This window comes from Amphibacillus jilinensis Y1 (assembly GCF_000306965.1).
In the GTDB taxonomy this organism is placed as follows: Bacteria; Bacillota; Bacilli; order Bacillales; family Amphibacillaceae; genus Amphibacillus_C; species Amphibacillus_C jilinensis.
Genome location: NZ_JH976436.1, coordinates 256,187 through 280,254, shown reverse-complemented (window position 1 = coordinate 280,254; position 24,068 = coordinate 256,187). Strand labels below are relative to the sequence as shown.

General features: G+C 37.5%; 19 protein-coding genes. 15 read left to right on the top strand and 4 right to left on the bottom strand.

The features are described 5' to 3' along the window. Positions 1–83 precede the first annotated feature (83 nt). The 3 genes from B494_RS20170 to B494_RS0111555 all read left to right on the top strand — a co-directional run bounded on the left by B494_RS20170 (position 84) and on the right by B494_RS0111555 (position 5,088). Entirely contained in the window at positions 84–3,302 is a 3,219-nt protein-coding gene (locus B494_RS20170) for a leucine-rich repeat protein (RefSeq protein WP_017472566.1), read from the top strand. Between the two features lie 364 nt (positions 3,303–3,666). Next, positions 3,667–4,293 carry a hypothetical protein gene (locus B494_RS0111560; RefSeq protein WP_017472565.1) on the top strand — a complete coding sequence of 209 codons (627 nt, stop codon included), beginning with the start codon at positions 3,667–3,669 and terminating at the stop codon, positions 4,291–4,293. A gap of 237 nt (positions 4,294–4,530) precedes the next feature. Further along, positions 4,531–5,088: a hypothetical protein gene (locus tag B494_RS0111555; RefSeq protein ID WP_017472564.1), complete on the top strand. Its 558-nt coding sequence runs from the start codon at positions 4,531–4,533 to the stop codon at positions 5,086–5,088. A 541-nt stretch (positions 5,089–5,629) separates the two neighbouring features. Here B494_RS0111555 and B494_RS19280 read toward each other — a convergent pair. After that, positions 5,630–5,983, bottom strand: coding sequence for a nucleoside/nucleotide kinase family protein (locus B494_RS19280; RefSeq protein ID WP_144032224.1), 354 nt, complete (start codon positions 5,981–5,983; stop codon positions 5,630–5,632). Positions 5,984–6,598: 615 nt separating this feature from the next. Between B494_RS19280 and B494_RS0111540 the strand changes: the two genes are divergently transcribed. Together B494_RS0111540 and wrbA are read left to right on the top strand one after the other, a co-directional pair. Beyond that, on the top strand, positions 6,599–7,219 hold the full coding sequence (locus B494_RS0111540; RefSeq protein ID WP_017472562.1) for a nitroreductase family protein: 621 nt from the start codon (positions 6,599–6,601) through the stop codon (positions 7,217–7,219). 239 nt (positions 7,220–7,458) lie between these two features. Then, complete coding sequence (gene wrbA, locus B494_RS0111535) at positions 7,459–8,070, top strand: NAD(P)H:quinone oxidoreductase type IV (protein ID WP_241211418.1); 612 nt, start codon at positions 7,459–7,461, stop codon at positions 8,068–8,070. A 252-nt stretch (positions 8,071–8,322) separates the two neighbouring features. Here the strand turns inward: wrbA and B494_RS21585 are convergent, their stop codons facing one another. Both B494_RS21585 and B494_RS0111525 read right to left on the bottom strand, forming a co-directional pair. Then, positions 8,323–8,448, bottom strand: a complete 126-nt coding sequence (locus B494_RS21585; RefSeq protein WP_017472560.1) for a hypothetical protein — start codon at positions 8,446–8,448, stop codon at positions 8,323–8,325. Positions 8,449–8,775: 327 nt separating this feature from the next. Then, the gene (locus tag B494_RS0111525; RefSeq protein WP_017472559.1) at positions 8,776–9,414 is read right to left on the bottom strand and encodes a DUF1349 domain-containing protein; all 639 of its coding nucleotides are present in this window, start codon (positions 9,412–9,414) and stop codon (positions 8,776–8,778) included. A 772-nt stretch (positions 9,415–10,186) separates the two neighbouring features. On the opposite strand from B494_RS0111525, the gene B494_RS0111520 reads away from it, so the two are divergent. The 10 genes from B494_RS0111520 to B494_RS0111475 all read left to right on the top strand — a co-directional run bounded on the left by B494_RS0111520 (position 10,187) and on the right by B494_RS0111475 (position 22,683). Further along, on the top strand, positions 10,187–10,810 hold the full coding sequence (locus tag B494_RS0111520; RefSeq protein WP_017472558.1) for an ECF transporter S component: 624 nt from the start codon (positions 10,187–10,189) through the stop codon (positions 10,808–10,810). Between the two features lie 265 nt (positions 10,811–11,075). Then, positions 11,076–11,903 (top strand): formate/nitrite transporter family protein, encoded by an 828-nt coding sequence (locus tag B494_RS0111515; protein ID WP_017472557.1) that lies wholly within the window; start codon positions 11,076–11,078, stop codon positions 11,901–11,903. 432 nt (positions 11,904–12,335) lie between these two features. Then, the gene (locus tag B494_RS0111510) at positions 12,336–13,418 is read left to right on the top strand and encodes a phosphate/phosphite/phosphonate ABC transporter substrate-binding protein (RefSeq protein WP_017472556.1); all 1,083 of its coding nucleotides are present in this window, start codon (positions 12,336–12,338) and stop codon (positions 13,416–13,418) included. Positions 13,419–13,833: 415 nt separating this feature from the next. Next, a complete protein-coding gene (phnC, locus tag B494_RS0111505) occupies positions 13,834–14,619 on the top strand; it encodes a phosphonate ABC transporter ATP-binding protein (protein ID WP_017472555.1) in 786 nt (261 codons plus the stop codon). Next, the gene (gene phnE / locus B494_RS0111500) at positions 14,609–15,424 is read left to right on the top strand and encodes a phosphonate ABC transporter, permease protein PhnE (protein WP_017472554.1); all 816 of its coding nucleotides are present in this window, start codon (positions 14,609–14,611) and stop codon (positions 15,422–15,424) included. The genes phnC and phnE (B494_RS0111500) overlap by 11 nt, the downstream gene beginning before the upstream one ends. Before the next feature lie 16 nt (positions 15,425–15,440). Beyond that, positions 15,441–16,244 (top strand): phosphonate ABC transporter, permease protein PhnE, encoded by an 804-nt coding sequence (phnE, locus tag B494_RS0111495; RefSeq protein ID WP_017472553.1) that lies wholly within the window; start codon positions 15,441–15,443, stop codon positions 16,242–16,244. Between the two features lie 974 nt (positions 16,245–17,218). Beyond that, the gene (locus tag B494_RS0111490) at positions 17,219–18,802 is read left to right on the top strand and encodes an acyl CoA:acetate/3-ketoacid CoA transferase (protein WP_017472552.1); all 1,584 of its coding nucleotides are present in this window, start codon (positions 17,219–17,221) and stop codon (positions 18,800–18,802) included. A gap of 49 nt (positions 18,803–18,851) precedes the next feature. Continuing rightward, positions 18,852–20,099: an L-lactate MFS transporter gene (locus B494_RS0111485; protein WP_017472551.1), complete on the top strand. Its 1,248-nt coding sequence runs from the start codon at positions 18,852–18,854 to the stop codon at positions 20,097–20,099. A gap of 27 nt (positions 20,100–20,126) precedes the next feature. Continuing rightward, on the top strand, positions 20,127–21,080 hold the full coding sequence (locus B494_RS0111480) for a DUF561 domain-containing protein (RefSeq protein WP_017472550.1): 954 nt from the start codon (positions 20,127–20,129) through the stop codon (positions 21,078–21,080). 223 nt (positions 21,081–21,303) lie between these two features. Further along, complete coding sequence (locus B494_RS0111475) at positions 21,304–22,683, top strand: sigma-54 interaction domain-containing protein (protein ID WP_017472549.1); 1,380 nt, start codon at positions 21,304–21,306, stop codon at positions 22,681–22,683. A 229-nt stretch (positions 22,684–22,912) separates the two neighbouring features. On the opposite strand, the gene B494_RS0111470 is transcribed toward B494_RS0111475, so the two are convergent. Further along, positions 22,913–24,067, bottom strand: coding sequence for an ABC transporter permease (locus B494_RS0111470; protein ID WP_017472548.1), 1,155 nt, complete (start codon positions 24,065–24,067; stop codon positions 22,913–22,915). Between the last annotated feature and the right edge of the window lies 1 nt (position 24,068).

Sequence of the window (24,068 nt, the reverse complement as noted above, 5' to 3'; positions counted from 1 at the left end):
AACGATATCACTAAAATTCTGTAGGTCTTTAAATTTTTAAAAAGATGAATTATGAAATTGATTCAAGAGAAAGGGGAAAAGTGATGAAATTTAAAGGACACTCGACGATTGCGATCATGGTGATTATTGCGTTACTGGGATTAATGATCCCAAAGGTGACAGTGGATGCCATTGATCATAATTTTGAATACATCGACAACGGGGATGGGACAGCGGCGATTACCGGGTATAACGGTTCTGAGGGCGGAGATATTGTCATTCCCTCCGAATTAAATGGATTGACGGTGACGAGTATAAGGGATGGCGATTATCTTAACAGTGCATTTAAAAGTCTTTCAATCAAAACGTTAACGCTTCCCGATTCTCTAGAATATATCGGAAGTTATGCTTTTATGGATAATGAGCTAGAGTCAGTAGAAATTCCGGATAATGTAACCGCTATTGGTTTGAGAGCATTTATGGATAATGAGATAAGATCATTGGTCCTACCCGATGGGTTGAAGGAAATTATCGGTAGTGCTTTTGTTAACAACAGCTTAGAATCTTTAATAATTCCTGATAGTGTAACGACTATTGGAGCGAGTGCTTTTCAAAATAATAACTTAGAATCATTAACGATTCCTAGTAGCGTTACAGAGATTGGAAATGCTGCTTTTTCATCTAACAACCTGACATCGGTAGACATCCCTGATAGTGTAACAGTTATTGGGGGGAGCGTTTTTTATAGAAATAACCTAAAATCGATAGAAATCCCTGACAGTGTGACAGAAATTAGGCAAAGTTCTTTTAGGGAGAACAGCCTTGAATCCGTCACTATTCCTGACAGCGTAACGAATATTGGGAATTATGCTTTTCAAGAGAACAACCTGACATCAGTCACCATTCTTAATGATGCGGTGGATTTTGGCTCTAATGTATTCCGGGACAACGCTATGCCTCTCAACCTATACGGATGGGACGGGTCTACAACAGAAGACTACGCTAACAACCGAGGGTATACCTTCTTTGCTGTGGATGCTAAACCTGATGTCACGATCATGTATGATGAGGAAGAAGTTGGCAACGAGTTATCACTTAATTATGAGCAAATCGGACAATTAGAAGCTAATTATAATCACCCGATTGCCAATATTGAACAGGTGGTTTGGATAGTCAATGGCTCAGAAGCAAGCACGAATGAGACATTGGACATATCCGATTACACATCGACCCCACAATCATTGGCTATCGAATTACACGTTGAAACTGAATACGGAGCAGTCGGTGAGGCATCTGTGGAAATCACTATTATGCCCCCTGTACCGAGTACGCCTAGTATAAGTGTAGACAGTATCGGAGAAACCGAAGTGTCACTATCTTGGAACAGTGTCTCGTTTGCTGAAGAATATATCCTCGTTCGTGATGGTGAGCAAGTGTATAGAGGCACATCGACATCATATGAAGATATCGGGCTAGACCCTGGCACAACATATAACTATAGCTTAGTGGCGGTGAACGCCAGTGGCGCAAGTGAGGCATCGGTAGTTGATCAACAAACGCGATATCCACTACCAAATAATATAGACTTTGAGCTGCAAGACCACGAAGGTAATAACCTATTGCAAGATAGCTCATTGGATGAAGTGTGGTTTACTCAGGATTTGTATGTCGATGTTACTGTAGACGGTCATGAAGACGATACGTATGAATATGCGTTTGTTCCCCAAGGAGAAAGCGTTAGCGACTGGCAATCAGGATGGAACGGGGAGCGGCTTGCGGTCATGGATAGCATTGAAGGCGATGGTGCCTTAGATTTGCACGTTCGCATAACCAATGGTGATGGCGAGGTTGTTGAAGCGGTTTTTGGACCGATCCAAATTGATCAAACCCCACCCGCCCTTGCACTTGCAGGTGCAAAAGAGATCGTGATGGAGGTTGGAACCAGATATGATGAACCCGGCTATACTGCATTTGATGAGCGTGAAGGGGAGACGATGGATCTGACCGATGCCGTTCAGGTAAACGGAAGCGTTGATCCAGATACACCGGGTGAATACACAATTACTTATACAGTGACCGATGATGCTGGTAATACCACGGTGCAAGAACGTACGATCCATGTTGTAGACATTCTCGGTTTAGACATTGATGAGCATACCCGTGATGTGGCTATCGGTGAGACGGTGGCACTTGTAGCCGAACCGATCTATGCTGACCATATCACAGCGGATATCACCTATTCCATGCACTATGAAAGTAGTGATGGCACTATTGCAACGGTTGATGGCGAGGGTTACATCAGTTTTCATGACCGAGGGGATGTGGAGATCACCGTCTCCTATGGTCCGCTTGAAGAAAAGGTTATGTTCGCTGTCGATTATCCGACTATAAATACTGGGGAGCGTCGAGATATCATAGGTAGATTGACCTATCGCATTCACGGTTTAGAGCGTGAAGTGGTTATCACGATGCCAAGCGACTTGCCAGAGCATACATCCGTCCGTGTTGAAACATATGACGTTAATGAAGATAACAGCCATGGCTTAAATCAAGCAGGACCGGTGCTGACGTTCACCTTTGACTATGGCAGTGGTGATGCGCCAGATGATTCCGATCCGTTCACATTGACCATGGCGTATGATGAACATGTGAGTGAGCATCAGATCGGGGTGTATTATTTGAACGAATCAGATGAATCGCCAGTATGGGCGTACAGAGGCGGTGAGGTGGATGCAGCGAATCAGACCATGACCATTAACGTCTCACACTTTTCAACATATGGTGTGTTCGAAGACACTGAGGGACCGGACATTCACACCTTTGATGCGGTGGCCAACACCGATCGTGTCACGTTAAACTTTGACGCGTCAGATGCCTCCGGTATCACCGCCTATCACATCGAACGGGATGGCACCCGTATAGATACCTTGAATGGTGATGCCAAGGAATACGTCGATGAAGGCTTGAGAGAGGACATGTCCTATACTTACAAACTGATTGCTGTTGATCCGCTGGGTAACACAAGTCAGCGAACGCTCACGCTTGAAACGATAGATGTTACAGAGGAAGAAGAAATACCAGAAAAAGATGTGAAGGAAGAAGGAGGCTCTGAATCTGGAGCGGTGTCCGGAACTGTGGAAAAGAATCGACCATCTGGTTCAAACCCTTCAGAAACCTCTGGAATGGAAGAGACGCTTCCAAATACAGCGACATCGTATTACAATATTATACTGATTAGCATAATATTACTAGTTCTTGGTATTACGATGTTAATGTATGGCATTTGGAGAAAGAAAATGAATGATGAATCATCTAAAGTCTAAATAACGTACTTACCCCCACACTTCAAAGAAATTGGTGTGGGGGTTAATCATATATGGTTGGTCAAACAAGCTATCAATCATTTCTCAAACCGTTATTAATTTGATTTTCCTAGTTGCATTTGTTATTGAATGAAATGGAAAAAAGGCGCCCTAAAATGTTCTCTTTAGAGAAGACAGCCTTTTAAGTATCAGGTCATAATGCCCATCCGATAATCCTAATATCTATTTGTAATGGTGTTTTCTAAATAGATTTACTCCAAAATCAAGTTCCTCTTCCCCGACATTTGACGCAGAACCGTTTCACTATTGCATAATATTACAAAGTGTAAGATAATGTGCTTATATTTTTATAGGGGGTTTACAATTGAAAAAGTTTTTATTTTTAATCTTATCATTATTTGTTGTATTAGGTTTAACAGCCTGCGAAAAATCAGAAGCCGAGGAAAAGGATATTCGTTCTACCGAGGAGAAGAATATCGGTTCTGTAGAAACATCAGCCGAGCAGAAGGGGATCGGTTCTGTAGAAACATCAAGTAAAGATTTTGAAGTTGCAGATTCCGGTAACGATGAAGACGAAACCACAGAAGACGCAGAAAGTGATTCAAAAGAATTTAATCAGGTTATTGCTGATACCGACCATATAAAAGCGACGCTTGTGAGTATTGAGAAAGTAACAGATGCTAGTTGGGCCGGAGATGCCTATAATGTTAACATTGAGATAGAAAACAAACGAGAAGATACAATAAGGATTAGAGCTAGTGAGGTATCAGCGGATGGCAGAATGATTGATGACATGGCATTTCTCAGTGATACTGTTGCTGGTGGAAAAATTTTAGATGCAACCTTGAAAATTCAAAATTATGATGGCGATCTTCCAGTAATGGAGGAGAACTTAGAATTTATTTTGTCAGTTTCTTCAGCCGATCATTTTGATTTCAGAGATGATACTAACGTAATTATTGATTTTAATACTAAAAAATTGGATTTGTAAAAAGGATTTAATAACCAAACTAATGTTAGTAAACGTCATGCCTTTGGCTTTAAAGGGTATGATCGATTAAGGCTGCGTGTATGACTTCATCATCAATATAAATAACTAGATTTTCGTGTCGATTAAGGGATAGAAGCAAGTTCTCCTACCCAAACATTTGTCATAGAACGGATTTACTATTGCATAATATTACAAAATATAAGATAATATGTTTATATTTTTATAGGGGGTTTTCAATTGAAAAAGTTTTTAGTTTTAATCTTATCATTATTTGTTGTATTCGTTTTAGCAGCCTGTGGAGAATCAGGAGCCGAGGAGAAGGATGTCAGTTCTGTAGAAACATCAGGAAAAGCTGATGAAGTTACAGATACCGATAGCGGTGAAGAAGATGATGAAGCCTTAGAAGACTTAGAAAGTGACTCAGAAGAATTTAATCAGGTTATTGCTGATACTGAGAATATAAAAGCAACGCTTGTGAGTATTGAAAAAGTAACAGACACTACTTTTGACGAAGAGTACTATGGCGTTAACATTGAGGTAGAAAACAAACAAGAAGAAACATTAGAGGTTCAAACTAAAGAGGTATCAGCGGATGGTAGAATGATTGATGACATGGTATTTTTCAGTGAGACTGTTTCTGGTGGGAAAATCTCAGACGCAACCATGAAAATTCAAAATTATGATGGTGATCTTCCAGCAATGGAGGAAAACTTAGAATTTATTTTGTCCGTTTATTCAAGAGATGATTATGAATTTAGAGATGAAGTTGACGTAATTATTAATTTTAATAACTAAAAAATTAATTTTTTTAAGCACTCTTAGTGAACTGCACCCCAATTATTAGACGCGATCTAACAATTGGAGGTGCAGTTTTTAAATGAGTAAATTTACAAGTTATATGATATTTTTCAAAGCTCTAACCCTAAAGCGATCTCTTAAATGATAAATTGTTGTATAATTAAAAAGTGACGAAAGGATAAAAATATGAAAAAAAAATAGTTTGCTAGAGAGAATGGATTTTGATAGGATAAAAGACATATTCTTCTATTTTATTTTTCCTGTTTTTTATGTCTTTTTGACTGTATATAGCACTAAGTTTGTACAAGGATGGGTATTAGTAGCATTGACCATATTTGCTTTGGGATCTACTGGATTTGATTTAATCACCAATAAAAAGACGTTTGGTAAAGAAGTGATTCTTATATTAATATGTTATTTTGCAGTTATTCTGTATGTTTTATATTTATTTGGTATAATTTCATTATCGTAAATAGCCTCGTGAATTGGGAGGCTATTTATGATGGATGTCTTATCTTCTGCAATTAACGCTCTCCTGTTAGTCCAATATCAATACCATTATGTAATGATATTGGGCTGAAACTTTATCGTATATCTCATCTGTAATTTTGGATATAGATAGAGTGCCATCTACTATAATATCCGAATTGGGTTTAATCGTTTTTAACATCTCAAGATATCCACGTCTCCCACGTAAAACGTAATTTTCCAAATCAAAGAGGATATTTTCAGTAGAACTATTTTTAAAATCCCTTATTAGTCGCCGTGCCATTGCAATATCCAAAGGTGTATCAATGTATATAGCTAAATCAATCAAAATACTTACCTTCTTATGCTTATAAGCAAACGGATAGTCGAGTAAAATATAGTCTAAAGGCTCAGAAAGTAACATTTTAATATCTTGGATTAGTCGGTCTAAATTCCATTCATTATAATTAGCTCCCTTATCAATCCAATCAGTAATTTATTTTTATCGCTTGACTTGGTACATTAGAATAATGTATTATATAAATTATCTTGAATTCAAGATAATATTTTTTGCAGGGATAGTGGTTTAAGAAATTCAAGACAACAAGCAAATAGAATATAGAAACAGCTGACTTAGGGAGCGTCGTATCAGATGTGCAGCAATTAAAGAAGAGGGAATACATATAATGAATGACATTTTTCCAAGCACTGAGATGCCATTGATGAAACAGGTAGTGGATGAGATGAAAAAAATTGAGGTAATTGAGTAATTTAAAGTGTTGCACATTCATATCAATAACCTAGAATTATTTTTTTAACAATATATCTCGAATTCATAATATATGAATTAGTGATTTATCACAGCTAAGTGTCCGAAAAACGCCTGCCTTAGCATAGAGCGTATCTATTTAGGCGGGAGCTAACGGAGGCTAATCTCAGCTACCAATCAATAGAAGAAGAACGGAAATGCCCACTGATTGGGTTTGTTTTATCAAAATGTCATTGTTGATGGGTATTGTAACTAGAGGGGGAGTAAAATATGTCTGAGTTTATTCAACTGGTAAAAGAAAGACGTTCAGCTAGTAATTTTTTACCTGATGTTCCAATTACGGAAAAGGAATTAAATGAAATCTATGATTTAGTTAAATTAGGGCCTTCAGCATTTAATCTTCAGCATACAAACTATATAACAGTGCTAGATCCAGAAGTTAAAGAAAGCTTGCAAAAAGCTGCATACGGACAACATAAAGTATTGAGTGCATCTGCTGTAACCATCGTTTTGGGAGATAAAAAAGCTTTTGAACAAGCTTCAGATATCTACGAAAGTTTGAAGCTGTTAGGAATGGTAAATAAGCAAGAATATGATCATATGGTTAATGATACAGTTTCGTTTTATCAGTCTAGAGGTAAAGGGTTTATAAGGGATGAAGCGATAAGGAATGCATCCTTATCAGCCATGTTATTTATGCTAGCAGCGAAAGAAAAAGGCTGGGATACTTGTCCAATGATTGGTTTTGATCCTAATAAGGTTAAAGAAGTTTTGCAGTTAAGTGATCATTATGAAGTCGTCATGATGATTACAATCGGTAAAGAAAAGGTAGAGAGTAGAAAACCACGTGGTTATCGAAGGTCTGTTAGTGAATTTGTAACATACATTTAAAAATAGTTGTAAATGTAAAGTTGTAAAAAAGACAATAGCTTTCTTGATTATCTTGAAATAGAGAAAAGGGAATGAGAGGTGAGCCGTGTATTTTGAAACACAGGGTAAAGAACATTTGAACATTGAAGATGGCTATCTTTAGTGGAGGTGGTTCTTATTGGAATAAATTAATCAATAAAGGAGAGATTAATATGGGCATATTTAAAAAAATATTTAAAAAAACAAAGGAGTCGAATGAAATGTCAAACGTCAAATTAGCAGTTATTTATTACAGCATGGGTGGAACAAACTATCAATTATCAAAATGGGCAGAAGAAGGTGCGAAAGAAGTTGGTGCTGAAGTGAAAGTATTAAAGGTGCCTGAGCTTGCTCCACAACATGTCATCGATGAAAATGAAGATTGGAAAGCACATGTTGAAGCAACAAAAGATGTACCTGAAGTAACGTTAGATGATCTTGAATGGGCAGATGCGATTATTTTCAGTGTACCCACACGTTTTGGAAATATGCCGGCACAGATGAAACAATTTTTAGATACAACAGGTGGTTTATGGTTTAACGGAAAGCTTATAAATAAAGTAGTAAGTGCCATGAGTTCTGCTCAAAATCCACACGGTGGTCAAGAAGCAACGATCTTAGGTCTATACACGACCATGCATCACTGGGGTGCCTTAATTGCATCACCAGGCTACACTGACCCTGTTCAATTTACTTCTGGAGGAAATCCATACGGAGTTAGTGTAACTGTAGGTCAAGATGGAAAAATGGTTGAAGACGTACATGCAGCTGTTAAACATCAAGCGAAGCGTACAATTACAGTAGCTGAATGGGTTAAAAAAGCCAATCAATAATAAGAGATGAGCCAATCATGGTATATTTGATTGGCTCATTTTAATTAATAACAGACATATTCTTGATTAAAGCTAAGCTTGTGAAGAAGAGTAATGGGGAGATGTTCGTTACAAAAGGACAACAGATCAGTGCTTCATATTACAATGATAGTGGTCAATAAATATCATTGTAAAGCACATTAGCCATTCTTTATATCTGCAACGAATAGGACGTAAAGCATCATGACAAATTTTAGTTACACTACTTATAATTTATTTTTTGCTAACTAATGCCTCAAGTCGTTTTTTCCCTTCTCTTGTTAAATATGCATGTTTATCCTTTAATAGTTCTTTAGCTAAACTGACAGTCATCTGATAACTTTTATCCTTTTCAGTCATCACTTGCCCTCCTTTCTTTTAAAAAGAAAGTCACTTATGGCATACAATATGTAGGATAAGAGGAGGCTGTATGGACAAGAGTAATTGAAAAAGCGCGGAATTTAAGAATGTACGTTTTCCTAACCGTTTTTCTACATGTTATTCCAAGAGGATTTTCGACTACTGTTTCTTGACATGTATGACAACCAAACCCTAAAGAAGACATCAAAAATCCGAGATAATCAGCTTCTCCTTCAGGTAATTTCTCTTTCATAACAGTAATTTATGTTACAAAAATCGATTGGTCGCTTTGGGAGCGAGTGCGAAGTAATGAAAGCTGTTAAATTGTTATAAATAAGCTTCTTCTGGATTGTTAGAAAGCGCTTCTATTTTAAGAAAATCAAAATGGACTTCTTGTTTTTCCCCTTGAGGACTGCATGCATAAACGCCTACTAATATATTTGAGTCTTTTGGAATGTCTAAATGAGCAATTCTAATTTGATTCCAACTCATTCCGTCCCATGAAAAATCAACATAGCAATTTTGTTCTATTTTGGAGATTCGATAGTATATTTGCAATTCTTTAACCTCAACATATTGCGTTGACCAATCAGAATAACCCCTATTTGTAACGACTGCTCCAAGTTTACTTAATTTAGATGGGATGTACTCCAATGAAGTCTTTACCCATGTATCTTCAGAAAAGCGAATCATCAAACCTGCTTGATCATATTTTGATTTTGGCGATGCTTCAACTTTTGTTTCCATTCGGAAATTCCCCTTCGTTTTTGTATACAAGAAATGTCCATTATCAACCTGAAAACCATAATGTGTTTTTTGCCAATAGTCAGTGTTTTTATCAGTTTCCAAAACAAGTTTAGAAGATGTTTTGTCTATAAACCACTTATTGGGCTCGCATCGCCACGCTAACGTATTATTTAAACTTTCACTCTCAAATGTTTCATTTAAAATATAATTTTGTTCCATACGATTACCTCCTCTAACTAATATAAATACTAGATGACAAAAAAAGTATTTATATTTTATTTTAATGGAAGTAAGCGTTACATTCAATAGAAAGTCACCGTCTTATCAACAAAAAATGTTATTTTTTGGCATGATAGAGCATTAGCAAAAAATTTAATTAAGGAAGGGGAGCTGAAGTGTCGCTTGATGAAATCTTGAAAGATAGCAATTATTAAGATAGAAATAACTATTTACAGGTGAGATATGTGTAGACTCCTGTGGGAGTAGCGTGAGCTTGAGATCCACTTTGCCAAGTGGTTTTGACTTGGCAAAGTTAGCTTAAGCCACGCCCACGGAAAGCGAAACATAGCTCACCTGCGCGTCTAAAACGAAAGGTTTATTATATATAAATTGAAAATTAGATTTACCCCATGTAGATCATGAAGACATCGGAATGACGTCTCAAAATAAGAAACTTCTTATGCTAATAGTGGCACATCCATGCAGGAGTAAAGTCAACAAGTATATTGAATACCGAGTCTATTGAACACGATCAAGATTGAATCACTATTTTCAGTGTGCGATAGTTGAGTTTCTAACTTAAAGCAGAGACAAAAGCTATAATACCTTTACTGAAAGATCGACTGATTTCGAAGCAATTATTAGAAATAGATTGATTAATTGAGATTTTGTAATAAAATGAATAATGTTATGTCTTTAGTTTGATGTAGTTTAAGTGGTCAAGCTTGACGGCTTAACTTACAGACTTAATTTATGGTTAGGAGCGTTTGAAGTGAAGATAAAAGAATTTACGTTAACTGCTATATTCATATCCATTATACTATTATTTGCTTTTACACCTATTGGCTTTATTCATTTAGGGGTTATTAAAGCAACAATTATTCATATCCCGGTTATTATTGGCTCGATTGTATTAGGACCGAAAATTGGCGCTATACTTGGATTTTCATTCGGTATGACGAGTATGATAACAAATACACTGACACCGTCATTATTATCGTTTGCATTTACGCCAGTTATTCCAGTATTGGGGACAAGTCAAGGGAGTTTTTGGGCATTATTTATAGCAATGGTTCCTAGAGTGATTATTGGTGTCATTCCTTATTACCTTTTTAAATCGATCGATAGAGTTACAAAAAAACAAGCTAATCAAAAAACCGCCTTATTTTTGTCAGGATTATTTGCAACCATTATTCATACCTTTTTAGTAATGGGATTTATCGCTTTATTATTTCATGATGCTTATGCTTTAGCTATTGATGCGGACGGCATCGGAGCGATTATTATTGCTGTTTTCACTGTATTTTTAACAAATGGTCTGGCTGAAGCTGTATTAGCGGCGTTTATTACAGTGGCAATTGTCCCACCATTAGTTAAACTATCAAAGGAGAAATAACATCATTGTTTTTATCACGTCCGTAAAACGCCCATCTCAAATTAGAGGGAAGAGCTAATTCTATTTAGCGGGACATAACGGACGTCAATGTTCTAAGTCACTCAACTACCAATCAAGGGGGCATAATGAACCTCCAATAATTGGAGTTTTGTTTATAATTGTAAGCGTCATGCAAAATCGTTACAAATATTTCACAAAAACAATAAGACTAAAGTGCTATAATATGTGTATTGTATCACATACTACGAGGAAGGATCTGATTAACATGGGCTTTTATAGTCCACAAGAAATTGCAAATTATACCGTTTCATCAGGGCGTAAAAAAGCGAATTACAATGTGTTGCAATCTTCTGTATTAGGCTTTGAAGCGGGTGCTTTTATTGCTTTAAGTTATTTACTTTACATTCATGTCACTGCTAATATGCCTGTGGCGTGGGGAGGGTTCTCTACATTTATTGGGGCGGCACTATTTCCGCTTGGTCTTATTTTAACGTTATTAGCAGGTGGTGAATTACTGACTGGAAATTTATTAGCTGTGCCATTATCCAGAATGGAAAATAAGGTGCGATCGATTCAAGTATTCAAAAATATTATTGTAATTACTTTAAGCAATTTTGCTGGATCGATTTTTGTTGCTTACTTTTTTGGTCATGTTGTTGGGCTGACTGAAAATGCTTATTTAGCAACGACCGTAACGTTAGCAGAGCATAAGCTTGAAGCGAGCTTTTTGCAAGCTTTCCTGTCGGGGATTGGTTGCAATTGGTTAGTTGCTTCAGCTGTTTGGTTAAGTTATGGAGCGAAAGATATGGCTGGGAAGATATTAGGGATTTGGTTTCCAACGATGGCGTTTGTCGCCATTGGCTTTCAACATGTTGTAGCAAATATGTTTCTTATTCCAGCAGCTATCTTTGCTGATTACTTTAGCTGGGGTGCTTATTTTGATAATTTTGTTCCCGTATTTTTAGGTAATGTTGTCGGGGGCGTCTTATTTGTCGGCGGTGCTTATTGGCTTGTTTATTTGAAAAAGGATGAAGCTTCATCGGATCCGGAAAGCCAAGCTAAACCCGTAGATGTTTTTTCAAAAAGTAGCTAAGCAATTGAAAAATACAAAAAATGTTTTTCGAAAATTAGAGTGCTATAGACACTTTGGTTTTGGACGGGTTAAGAAATATTAAACTTAAAATCTTTATATACATTAAAATATTGATTTAATATTTTATAGGCACGCACCTCAGTATTTATTCGACTGTGGTGCGTGCTTTTATATTCAATTTTTTAACACCGTTTAACCTAGTTAGACAGGAAATCATAGAGGCTAATGTCCTGACTGAAGGTTCGTTCGTTTTTTTTAGCATCCCTATTTTCATGTCTTTTTAAGTTCGGTCCAAATAGGACTGGAAGTATAGTCTTTTTTTCTAGTTTTACAAATTATTTACCTGTAGTATACGCCAATTTAATATTTGAGGTGTAAGATGGAATTTGTTTCAATAGATAAATTATTTGGCAAAGACAGGGGAGTGGAATAATGAAAACAAAAATAATGATTTTACTGGGGTTTGTTTTAATGATTGGACTTTTAGTAGGTTGTACTTCGGAAGAGGATTCTACAAATGCTGAAACAGATGAAAGTCATACACAGAACGAAGAAGCGGATTTAAGTAATGAAACAATTGATACCTTAAAGGTGGATTTTGTTCCATCTCGTGACCCAGAAGAAATTGTTACAATCACAGAACCATTAAAAGGTCTTTTAATTGAGGAGCTAAGTCATCTTGGTTACGATGTAAGCACAATTGAAATCAACGTGGGAACAACCTATGAAGCCGTAGGTGAAGCGCTTTCGGCAGGTACGACAGATGTGGGTCTGATCCCTGGGGGTACATATGTATTATATGATGATGGTGCTGAAGTTATTTTAACCGCAACACGTGCCGCTTTATCAAATGACTCTAACAATCCTAAAGAATGGAACGACAATAAACCGACAGAAGGCTTAGAAGATGAACAAGCAACATACTATCGAAGTTTAATCATTGCTGGCCCTTCTGAAAAAGGTCAAGAACTTGCAGACAAAGTTAATAATGGAGAGGAATTAACGTGGGAAGATCTTAGCGATGCAAGTTGGGCAGTGCAATCGACGTCTTCATCAGCTGGGTATATTTATCCCACCCTATGGCTACAAGATAAATTTGAAAAAGGCATGACAGATTTAGATAATGCGGTTCAATCTAATGGCTATGGGGATGCTTTTGCCAAATTAGCCTCCCAACAAGTAGATATTGTGGTTACCTATGCCGATGCGCGTCGAGACAATGAAGATATATGGACAGATGACTTTGCGCGCTCAGCGTCGATCTGGGATGAAACAAATGTTATAGGTGTGACACAACCGATTTATAACGATACCGTTTCTGTAAGTAAAAGTTCAGAAGTGATCACGCCAGAGTTAACAGCTGCCCTACAAGAAGCTTTTATTAATATCGCGCAAACAGATGAAGGAAAAGAAGTCATTAGTGTGTATAGCCACGAAGGTTACCAAAATGCTACAGCTGCTGATTATGATGGTGAAAGAGACGCACAGGAATTTTTAAGAGGGCTTAATAATTAATTTCTGATCACTATATTTTTATCGCAGATAATCGTCCGTAAAACGCGTATAGCCTGAGTTAACGACGCTCATGTCCTGATTCACTCAGGGCAACAGGATGTTGGTCACACAAGCGTTTTCGCAGGACGCGAAGACGTTAGCTTGTGTTCCTCAGTGGGCGAGTAAGATCGTAGTCTAAACCGTTCGTCCTGCGGCAACCTCTGCATGACTACGTTCTGTAGCCCTCCGCCCACTGATTGAAGGGTTGTTTTATCGAAAGAAATGTCTATGGTATAGGGTTTAGAATAAGCTTACGGTAGCGATTTAAAATGCGATGAGCTAGAAATAAGGACATCATTAACCAACGGTGTTCTTATTTTTTAAATTTATATCGTTAGAAAAAAGACAGATTTTATCAATAGATTGGAGTCATCCTATGATAGAGTTTATTAATGTTGAAAAGACATACCCAAATGGAATCAAAGCTTTACAACACCTTAATCTGAAAATAGAGCAAGGAGAATTTGTTGCCGTTATCGGTCTTTCTGGAGCAGGTAAATCAACACTCATTCGATGTATTAATCGAATGCATGACATTACCGCTGGACAATTACTTGTAGATGAGACAGATGTGACGCATCTTAGAGGAAAACAAGTAAGGGATTTGCGTAGAAGAATCGGCATGATCTTCCAGTCTTTTAATCTTGTTACAAGAGTATCTGTAATCCAAAATGTTCTTGTCTCGTTTGCCCCTGATAATACTTTTTGGCGCAATCTTATAGGATTTTATACAAAACAACAAAAGATTCAAGCGTTAGAGGCTTTGGATAAAGTAGGTATTCTTGATAAAGCTTATACACGCGTTGATCAATTATCGGGTGGTCAACAGCAGCGCGTAGCTTTAGCTCGAACACTAGCACAAAATCCTGATATTATTTTAGCTGACGAGCCAATTGCTTCGCTCGATCCTGTAACGGCAAAGCTTGTCATGAATGACTTTAAACGCATTAATCTCGATATGAATATTTCGATCATTATGAATATTCATCATGTAGAGATGGCTTTAGCGTATGCTGATCGAGTGATTGGTGTGCGCAAAGGCGAAGTTGTATTTGATGGCCGATCAGCTGATGTGACAGATGAGATACTGGGTGTGATTTATCGAGGTCATCAGGAAGAAGAGCATACGATGCACGGGGAGAATTATGCCCATGTACAATAAAATATTTTCACCGAAAAGGATCGTTTTGACAAATGGCAAGACAGTGTTGGAAAAGCGATCGAAGGCCCCTTTTGTACTATTTATTATTTGTGTTGCTGTCTACTATTCTGCACAGGCAACAGGTTTTAACTTTGCCATTATTTTTAGACGTATTAATGAATTTTTTACGATAGTACTAGAAATGCTTCAACCAAATTGGAACTATCTAGACGGTATTTTACCGGAGCTATTCGTGACTTTGAAAATGTCTTTTTTAGGTTCTATTATTGGAGCAATTGTTGCTTTACCTACAGCTGTTCTTGCTTCTTCCAATATTATTAAGAATAAAATCATCTATGGTCTGTTCAAGATGGTTCTGAGCCTTTTAAGAACAATGCCAACTCTAGTGATGGCTTTAATTGCAACGTATCTTTTTGCTTTACCAGCCACAGCAGGGACTGTTGCTATTTTTCTTTTTACGGTTTCCTACGTAGGGAAATTATTGTTTGAGGCAATTGAGAATGTCGACATGGGCGCTTTTCAAGCAATGCAATCGATCGGAATGACAAGAATCCAATCATTTCGTTATGCAATCTTCCCGCAAATTTTGCCAAGCTATCTATCAACATCGTTATTTTGCTTTGAAGGTAACGTGCGCTATGCCGCTATTCTTGGCTATATTGGAGCAGGTGGGATTGGCAATTTGATCAATGAAACGATTGGCTGGCGCGACTATTCAAGCTTAGGCATGATTGTATTAATGTTGGTCATTACCGTTTATGTGATAGAAACGTTTAGTGAACATTTTAGAAAAAAGTTAATGTAAAGGAGTCGTTCCTAGTATGACAACAGTAGAACGGCAGTTATTGGCTGCTCCTCGCACTTATCGATATTACCTTTTCCTTCTAGCTTTCGTTTTCGCACTTATTGCTTGGTCTGTAGCGGAAATGAGTCTAAGGCTCGATAGTAATGGGATGAAGATCGCTTTTAACATTGTTGGTGGACTATTAGATCCAGATTGGAAATTTTTATTTGATTTCACACAAAGTGGTGTGTTGTATTTATTATGGGAAACGATGGCTATTGCTTTATTAGGCACATTAGTTGGTGCTGTAGCCGCTGTGCCATTGTCTTTTTTAGCCGCTTCTAATATTGTTCCAAAGCCTCTAGCTTGGATGACGCGCTTATTACTCATCTTCATTCGAACCATTCCAGCACTTGTTTATGGATTAATGTTTATTCGGGTAACCGGTCCTGGGCCGTTTGCTGGTGTGTTGACGATCGGTATTACCTCTATTGGGATGCTAGCTAAATTATATGTTGATGCAATTGAAGAATTAGATGTTAAGGTGTTAGAATCGATGACTTCGATCGGCTGTACAACATTTGAAAAAATTAGATTTGGCCTTATCCCACAGTTATTATCAATCTTTCTGTCGATAATGATTTATCGTTTTGATATGAACATGCGTGAGGCTTCGATTTTGGGACTTGTCGGTGCAGGAGGTGTTGGTGCGCCCCTTATTTTTGCAATGCAAGGTTATCGCTGGCAACAAGTTGGCTCGCTTTTAATTGGTTTGATTATACTTATTTTAGTCATTGAGTTGATGTCAAATAAGTTGCGCGCGAAGATAGTGAATGGATAAAGGGCGTTTATCACAGATGACTGTCCGTGAAAAGCCGGTTTCAAAATTGAGAGCAGAGCTGATCTATTTAGCCGGGCGTTAACGGTCGGTAATGTCCTAATCCAATCAGCTACTAGTCAGTGGGAGCAGAACGCTCCCGCTGATTGAAGTTTCGTTTACTTTTTTATTGGTCATTTTAGAGATAAATCGATTTAGGCGGTAGCTAATGTCCGTAAATCGATCGTTCGTTTTATATTCCACCAGAATAATGATTTTAGCATGTGGTAAAAATGCGAATAAAAAATTTTAAAAATTTTTTTATTGAGCTAAGAGGTTTTTAATATAAACGCCTATGCCGGATTGTTGTGTGATTTATTACTAAAATGGATAGCGAATGAATGATTATGAAATAACAAGTATGAATTGGAGCTGAAACAGATGAGGGCCAGCGTTTTATGTCGTTAAAAAGCGACATGAAAAGAATGGATGATCTAATATGTAAACGTGTAATTCATGCTTTTTTATCACAGATAACTTCAGAATAGCGAGTAGAGAAAATCTGTATATGTAGGTGATAGCGGATGCTAATATCCTGATTCACTCAACTCACAATCAGCGGGTGGAGGGCTACGTCCTGTAGCCCTCCGCCCATTTATAGAAGGTGGGTTTTATAAGTTATATCAAATGTCAAGACAATGCAAGCGTAGCTCTTGCAAACAATTTGAGTAAAATGGAAGCTATAAATTATTCTGAACATTAACAAGATTAGCTCAAATCAGGGGTGCTGAGTCCGGATTACTAAAATCTATGTCAGTTAATTGTTGCAAAAAAGAAACAAAAAATGGGTGTTAAATCAGCTTGTTTTTCAAGAGTTGACGCGTTTTGAAAATCTGCTATAGTTCAAAGTGAAACGTTTCACAAACAAATCGTGGTCATGACTACGAGCTATTTTTTGAAAAATAATGTGAACTAATTCACAATAAGAGGTGTTGAATATGACAAAGATTATTTCTGCTGAGAAGGCTGCAACGTTAATAAAGGATGGGGACACACTAGCGGCTAGTGGATTTGGTTTGTCCTGTTGGGCTGAGGAGTTAGGCATATCAATTGAAGAAAGATTTGTGCAAACAGGTCATCCGCAAAATTTAACTGTCATGCATGCAAGTGCTGTAGGTAATCGACGCGACAAAGGGATGAGTCATTTAGGATATAAAGGATTAGTTAAACGTTGGATAGGCGGAATTGCGATAGCATCTCCAGGTATGGCTAAGTTGATTGAAAATGATGAATGTGAGGCGTATAACCTACCACAAGGTGTCATTACACAACTATACAGGGAAATTGCAGCAAAACGACCTGGTGTGATTACAAAGGTTGGGATGGGAACCTTTGTTGATCCCCACATTGAAGGTGGGAAAATGTCCCCGTCAACAAAAGAGGACATTGTTAAACGTATTGAAATAGAAGGCGAATCATGGCTGTTCTATAAGTCATTTCCGATTCAAGTTGGTTTAATTAGAGGAACGGTAGCTGATGAAAAAGGGAATTTAACGCTTGAAAAAGAGGGCTTACATATGGAGGTTCTTCCAATTGCCCAGGCCGTACGTAATTCGGGTGGGATCGTCATAGCACAGGTAGAGACAGTGGCGAAAAATGGAACGTTGAATCCAAAGGATATTCATGTTCCAGGAATATTGGTTGATCACATTGTCGTTTCCGAACCGGAAAATCATTATCAAACAGAAAATACTTACTATAATCCGGCTTTTTCTGGTCATGTGAAAGTTCCTGATGAAGGTTTAGAAACGTTACCACTTGATGAAAGAAAGATTATTGCCAGACGATCGGCAGCAGAGCTTGAACCGGAAACAGTATTAAACCTTGGGGTAGGTATTCCAGTAAACGTAGCAACAATTGCAGCAGAGGAAGGTGTTAGTGATCAATTAGTTCTTACGACAGAAGCTGGTTCGATTGGTGGTGTCCCAGCTGGGTTAAAAGATTTTGGTCATGCTTATAACGCGGAAGCGATTTTGAGTCATGATGCACAGTTTGACTTTTATGATGGTGGTGGCATTGATTTATCTGTACTTGGGTTAGCCCAAACAGATGAATTTGGAAACGTAAATGTTAGTAAGTTTGGTACACGTGTTGCAGGATGTGGTGGCTTTATCAACATATCACAATCAGCTAAGAAACTAGTTTTTGCTGGGACATTTACTGCAGGCGGCTTAAAAGTAAAGGTTGCTGATGGCAAATTAACTATTCTTCAAGAGGGGAAAGCAAAGAAATTCTTAAAAAATGTACAACAAATCACCTTTAGTGGCGCGTATGCAACAGAAATCAAGCAACCGGTTATTTATGTTACAGAGCGTGCGGTGTTTGAATTGATAGATGGAGAATTAACTTTAACTGAGATTGCACCGGGCATCGATTTACAAGAACATATTTTAGATCAAATGGATTTTTCTCCATCAGTTTCACCTGATCTTAAGGAAATGGATCCATCTATATTTAATGAGACCTGGGGAAAACTAAAGGAATTAGTAGAAAATAAAAACAATAAAGTAGTAACTGCCTAAAAATATGGCTTAATTGGCTACTACTTAAATAGTAGAAAGGTGCGGTTTTATGAATGATAATGTCAAGTTAAATCGATGGGCAATTTTAGTTGCCTCTACAATTATTAACTTATGTGTCGGCGCAGTTTATGCCTTTAGTATTTTTGCACTACCACTGACAAATGTATTCGATGCTTCTATGGGGGAGATCATGCTGGCATTCACAATTAATGCAGCCATATCTCCAATACCTATGATTCTAGGAGGAAGATTAGTAGATAAGGGTGGAGCGAAAAAAGCAATATTTATCGGTGGAACGATGTTTGGGGTTGGATTTTTACTATCCGGTCTTGCAACGTCCGCCTGGATGCTCTACATTACTTATGGTTTACTTGCTGGAGTGGGGCAAGGGATTGTTTACTCCTCTACAATAGGAAATACGGTAAAATTATTTCCTGATAAACGTGGACTAGGCACCGGCATTGTAACAGCTGGTTATGGTGGAGGAACAATTGTGATTGCACCCATTGCAAATGCATTAATTGATAACTTTGGTGTGAATCAAGCTTTGGTTACGTTAGGGATTTCATTCTTAGTTGTTATCCTAAGTTGTGGTTTGTTTGTGAAATCAAGTCCAGCTGACTATACTCCAGAAGGATGGACACCTCCAGTTATTTCAGGAAACAAAGGTACTGTCAACGTCCCTTGGAATGAGATGATTAAGAGACCTTTATTTTACATTATCGCATCGATGTTTTTAATTGGTGCTTTGTCTGGAATGATGGTGACTGCTAATGCTTCGGTAATTGGGCAGACGATGTTTGGTTTAACCGCAGCAACAGCAGCCATTTACGTTAGTTTATATTCATTTAGCAATTGTATGGGACGTATTTTCTGGGGGGCAGTATCTGATAGAATTGGTCGCGCATACTGCTTAATGGCCATTTACTTGGTGGTGTCTACCATGATGTTGGTAATTGCGTTATCAAATTCAGTTGTTGGATTTGCAATTGCAATTATCGGGATTGGATTATGTTTCGGTGGAACAATGGGTATTTTCCCATCTATTGTCGGCGAAAAATTTGGAATGAAATATTATGGAGTCAATTATGGTGTAACTTTTATTGGTTATTCTGGGGCAGCATTCTTTGGGCCAAGAATTGCAAATCGTTTTGCAGCAGCAAACAATGGTATGTTTACCAATGCTTTTTATGTTGCCTTAGTTATATCATTAGTCGGTCTAGTGTTAGCGATTATATTTAAAGGAACTGAAAATAAAAAACAAATAGGTACTGCAAGCACAGAGGCAGCGGTATAGAGCTTGAAAATCTAGGAGGTTATTAAAATGAGTATTACAAAATTACTAGGAATTAAGTATCCGATCTTTCAAGGAGCGATGGCACAAATTGCTCTAGCCCCTCTTGTAGGTGCGGTTTCTAATGCAGGAGGTCTTGGCATTATCGCATCCGGAGGGCTCTCAGCAAATCAATTGCGAGAAGAGATTCGTAAAACGAGGGAAATAACAGACAAACCTTTCGCGGTGAATTTAATGTTAATGATGCCAAATATTCCAGAACTCATTGATGTTATAATAGAAGAGGATGTAAAGATCGTTACTACTGGTGCTGGTACACCTGCCCCGTATATGGAAACGTTTAAAAACCATCAAATATCGGTTGTTCCAGTTGTACCTTCAGTCAAAATCGCTAAGAAAATGGAGACTTTAGGGGCAGATGCTATTGTAGCAGAAGGAACAGAAGCTGGTGGACACGTAGGTGAAACGACAACAATGGCATTATTACCACAAGTTGTAGATGCTGTGTCAATACCTGTTATTGGAGCAGGTGGAATTGCAGATGGAAGAGGGATTGCAGCCGCATTTGCACTTGGTGCACAAGGCGTTCAAATTGGCACACGTTTTTTAACGACTATAGAGTGTCCGACACATGCTAACTTCAAGCAAGCGGTTATTGATGCTAATGATACGAGTACAACAGTTACGGGGCGTAGTTTAGGGGGGCCGGTTCGCAGTATAAAAAACGATATGATTAAAGCTTATCTTGAATTAGAGAATAAAAAAGCTTCGCGTGAGGAATTAGAAAAGCTGTCCTTAGGGTCTCTAAGAAAAGCCGTTCACGAAGGAAATGTGGAACAAGGATCTGTTATGGCAGGGCAGATTGCTGGTTTGTGTAATAAAATTACCACTGCGGAGGAAATGATTACTACTATGTTTCAAGAAGCTCAATGCGTTTTAGATCAAATGGCGGACTTGTCAATAGTTGAAAAAGAATGGATTTAATGTAATGAAAGATTACCAGGGATGATCTAACATCCCGATGGTATAATGAACAGCTTATTAAAGGAGTAAGAAACATACAACCGGGTCCTTTTTTGTCTTCGATAAAAACAGGGCCTGTTTGCCTGATTAAAAATATTAAAGGTGTTAACATAGGATTTGTAAATAATAGTTATTTTAATATAATAGGAATAGATAATTACTTCAGAAAAGAGGAGGTAAATAAATGCAAAGCCGTGTTAGTCCACAATCCAACCATTTCTATACTCAGGAAAATATCAATGATCTTCCCTCAGCTTTATTTGTTACAGATTCAGAAGGAAACATTTTAATGTCAAATGAATTTACTGCATTAACCATAGGCATGACTCTAGATGAAATAATAAAATATAATGTAAAAGACTTGGTTCGCTTAGGTTATTATAATAGTTCCATTACAATGGAGGCAATTAAAACAAAACAAAGAGTTTGTCGTACAATTAAAACAAATAAAGGTTATAGTGTCTTATCAACAGCCACACCATTAATGTATGAAAATGGTGAGGTTCGTCTTGTTATAACCACTTCTAATGATTATAAAGAAAAGTTGCCGAGTGATAAGGCTAACCATCGTCATAATGCTAATGATCAGCAATTGACTACTGTGGATAAAGATGTAGAACTTGTTGCAGAAAGCTTAGCGATGAAAAATATAGTAAGTGTTTGTAACCAAATTGCTACTTTTGACAGTAAAGTTTTTATTTATGGGGAGTCTGGAACTGGTAAAGAGGTAATAGCCAAATACATTCATAAAAAAAGTGATAAAAGAAATGGTCCGTTTATTTCTATTAATTGTGCCGCTGTTGCACCATCCTTATTTGAACATGAATTGTTTGGTTATGAAAAAGGAAGTTTTGTTGGGGCAACTGAAGAGAAAATTGGAATGATTGAAGCGGCGAATGATGGAATCTTATTTTTGGATGAGATTTCAGAAATTCCTTTGGACATGCAGGCTAAGTTACTTCATGTAATAGAAAGCAGTCAGTTAAGAAGAATTGGAGGCATTGAAACCGTACCCATTACTTGTCGAATTATTTCTGCATCGAACAGAGATTTATGGGAAAGAGTTAAAAAAGGCATGTTTAGAGAAGATTTGTTTTACAGAATCAATGTCATTCCCATTCATATACCACCATTACGAAGTAGAAGATCGGATATAGTCGGATTAGCATCCACCTTTATCGAAGATTTAAATAGAAAGTATAAAAAAAGCTTTATTTTAAGTGCAGAAGATTTTCAACAACTTTTATGGCATAATTGGCCTGGAAATGCTAGAGAATTAAAGAACTTTATTGAGCGACTTGTGGTAACAGGTCAAATGGATATAAATGAATATAATGATGAAAAAGGAACAGATTGGTTTACATTAGATTATTTTATTAAACAAAATAAAGATCGTTTTACTAATTTGAAGGATTATACGGCAATTGTTGAAGGGCGGTATATACAAAAAGTATTGGAAGCATATAATGGAAATGCCACTAAAACTGCAAATCGATTAGGCGTCCATCGCTCAGTTATTTATCGAAAGTTAAAAAGAATGGAAGAAGTATTAGAAGATGTATGATGATCTTAATTTTATCACAGCTAACCGTCCGCAAAACATCCAGCTAAAATAGAGGGTATAGGTGATTTTTGGTATTTTATAACGGATGCTCATGTCCTGATTCACTCAATTAACAATCAGTGGACGGGTAAGATCGTAGACTAAAACTGCCATGTCCTGTAGACCTCCGACCACTGATTGAAAGTTCGTTTTATGGGCATTACTCGTATTTTGTCAAATGATAATATGTCTAATGACTGATCTGCTGGTTTCTAAACAGCCGGTAAGTGAGCATAATTAACAAACCTGTTACGACCGCGAATAGAATGAAGAGCAAATATGGATATAACACAGGATAGTCAAATAAATTGTAGGCTTGGAACTGTGTAAATAGGGTTGACACTTGCATTAATTTTAAAAAGCTAAAATCTGTCAGGTAGCCTAAGAAGCCATCTGTTGTCCCAAGTTGCTGCAATAGAGCCGGTGTAGCTATGATGATGCTGCTTACAAAAAAGGTGATCATCGTATTTTTCGTTAAAAAAGATAAAAGCAAAACAATCACTCCTACTGCTATGGAAGCAAACAATTGAAGCGCGATTGTCAGCAAGAAGAATTGCCAAACGTCAAAGTTATAGGGTGACCCATCATAGCTGAGTCGGGAAAGAGAATCTAACCCAGAAGATATCCCTTGTATAGGTGCGTCCCATCCCGCTATGCCACCAAATTTCAATAAGTTAAGGAAACTATTGATGATTTGTAAGGATAGAAAAACAATCACGATATAGCTTAAGCTAGCCAATAGTTTCGCTGAGACAAGCTTGGTTTTTCCGTGTTTTGTTGCTAAGATTAAATCCGTTGTTCGATTGGTATACTCATCAGCAAAAACAGGGGATAAACCTAAAAATATCAAGATAGATAGTAAAAGGACATGTGTGGTAGGCTCGATAAGCTCAAACATTTCACGCCATGATCGAATTAAGTAAAAGCCATGGACGTCATCTAATGCTTGTAACATATCATGTTCTATTGCAGCTTCTCGATGCTCGTACGTTCCTTCATCAAAGTCGTGCATTTCTGCCTCAAGCATGGTAAGCCGTTCACTTTGATCTTGTTTTTGCATAGCTGCACCGGTAACGAGAAATTGCACATAATCTGTTGCCCTTAATTCAAAGGTGTGATTTGAGACCTCGCCGGCATCAGCGGCGTTCATCGATTCTCTAGCACGTTCTACTTTCTCTTCTGTTACAGGCCCACCCCATGTTTCTTCGAGTTCTTCAAAAACCGATTCTCTCATCGTCATATCTGTTGGGAGTTGATGGACATAGACCAATAATAAAACAATCGTAATAAACACGAGATAGATACTTTTTTTTGAAAAAATCTTATAGCATTCCTGACGATACATT

Coding starts and splice junctions, on each gene's coding strand:
- B494_RS20170 (WP_017472566.1), top strand. CDS start 84: ATGAAATTTAAAGGACACTCGACGATTGCGATCATGGTGATTATTGCG.
- B494_RS0111525 (WP_017472559.1), bottom strand. CDS start 9,414: ATGGAACAAAATTATATTTTAAATGAAACATTTGAGAGTGAAAGTTTA.
- phnE (WP_017472553.1), top strand. CDS start 15,441: ATGACAACAGTAGAACGGCAGTTATTGGCTGCTCCTCGCACTTATCGA.
- B494_RS0111480 (WP_017472550.1), top strand. CDS start 20,127: ATGAGTATTACAAAATTACTAGGAATTAAGTATCCGATCTTTCAAGGA.
- B494_RS0111490 (WP_017472552.1), top strand. CDS start 17,219: ATGACAAAGATTATTTCTGCTGAGAAGGCTGCAACGTTAATAAAGGAT.
- wrbA (WP_241211418.1), top strand. CDS start 7,459: ATGTCAAACGTCAAATTAGCAGTTATTTATTACAGCATGGGTGGAACA.
- phnE (WP_017472554.1), top strand. CDS start 14,609: ATGTACAATAAAATATTTTCACCGAAAAGGATCGTTTTGACAAATGGC.
- B494_RS19280 (WP_144032224.1), bottom strand. CDS start 5,983: ATGTTACTTTCTGAGCCTTTAGACTATATTTTACTCGACTATCCGTTT.
- B494_RS0111485 (WP_017472551.1), top strand. CDS start 18,852: ATGAATGATAATGTCAAGTTAAATCGATGGGCAATTTTAGTTGCCTCT.
- B494_RS0111515 (WP_017472557.1), top strand. CDS start 11,076: ATGGGCTTTTATAGTCCACAAGAAATTGCAAATTATACCGTTTCATCA.
- B494_RS21585 (WP_017472560.1), bottom strand. CDS start 8,448: ATGACTGAAAAGGATAAAAGTTATCAGATGACTGTCAGTTTAGCTAAA.
- B494_RS0111540 (WP_017472562.1), top strand. CDS start 6,599: ATGTCTGAGTTTATTCAACTGGTAAAAGAAAGACGTTCAGCTAGTAAT.
- B494_RS0111470 (WP_017472548.1), bottom strand. CDS start 24,067: ATGTATCGTCAGGAATGCTATAAGATTTTTTCAAAAAAAAGTATCTAT.
- phnC (WP_017472555.1), top strand. CDS start 13,834: ATGATAGAGTTTATTAATGTTGAAAAGACATACCCAAATGGAATCAAA.
- B494_RS0111510 (WP_017472556.1), top strand. CDS start 12,336: ATGAAAACAAAAATAATGATTTTACTGGGGTTTGTTTTAATGATTGGA.
- B494_RS0111475 (WP_017472549.1), top strand. CDS start 21,304: ATGCAAAGCCGTGTTAGTCCACAATCCAACCATTTCTATACTCAGGAA.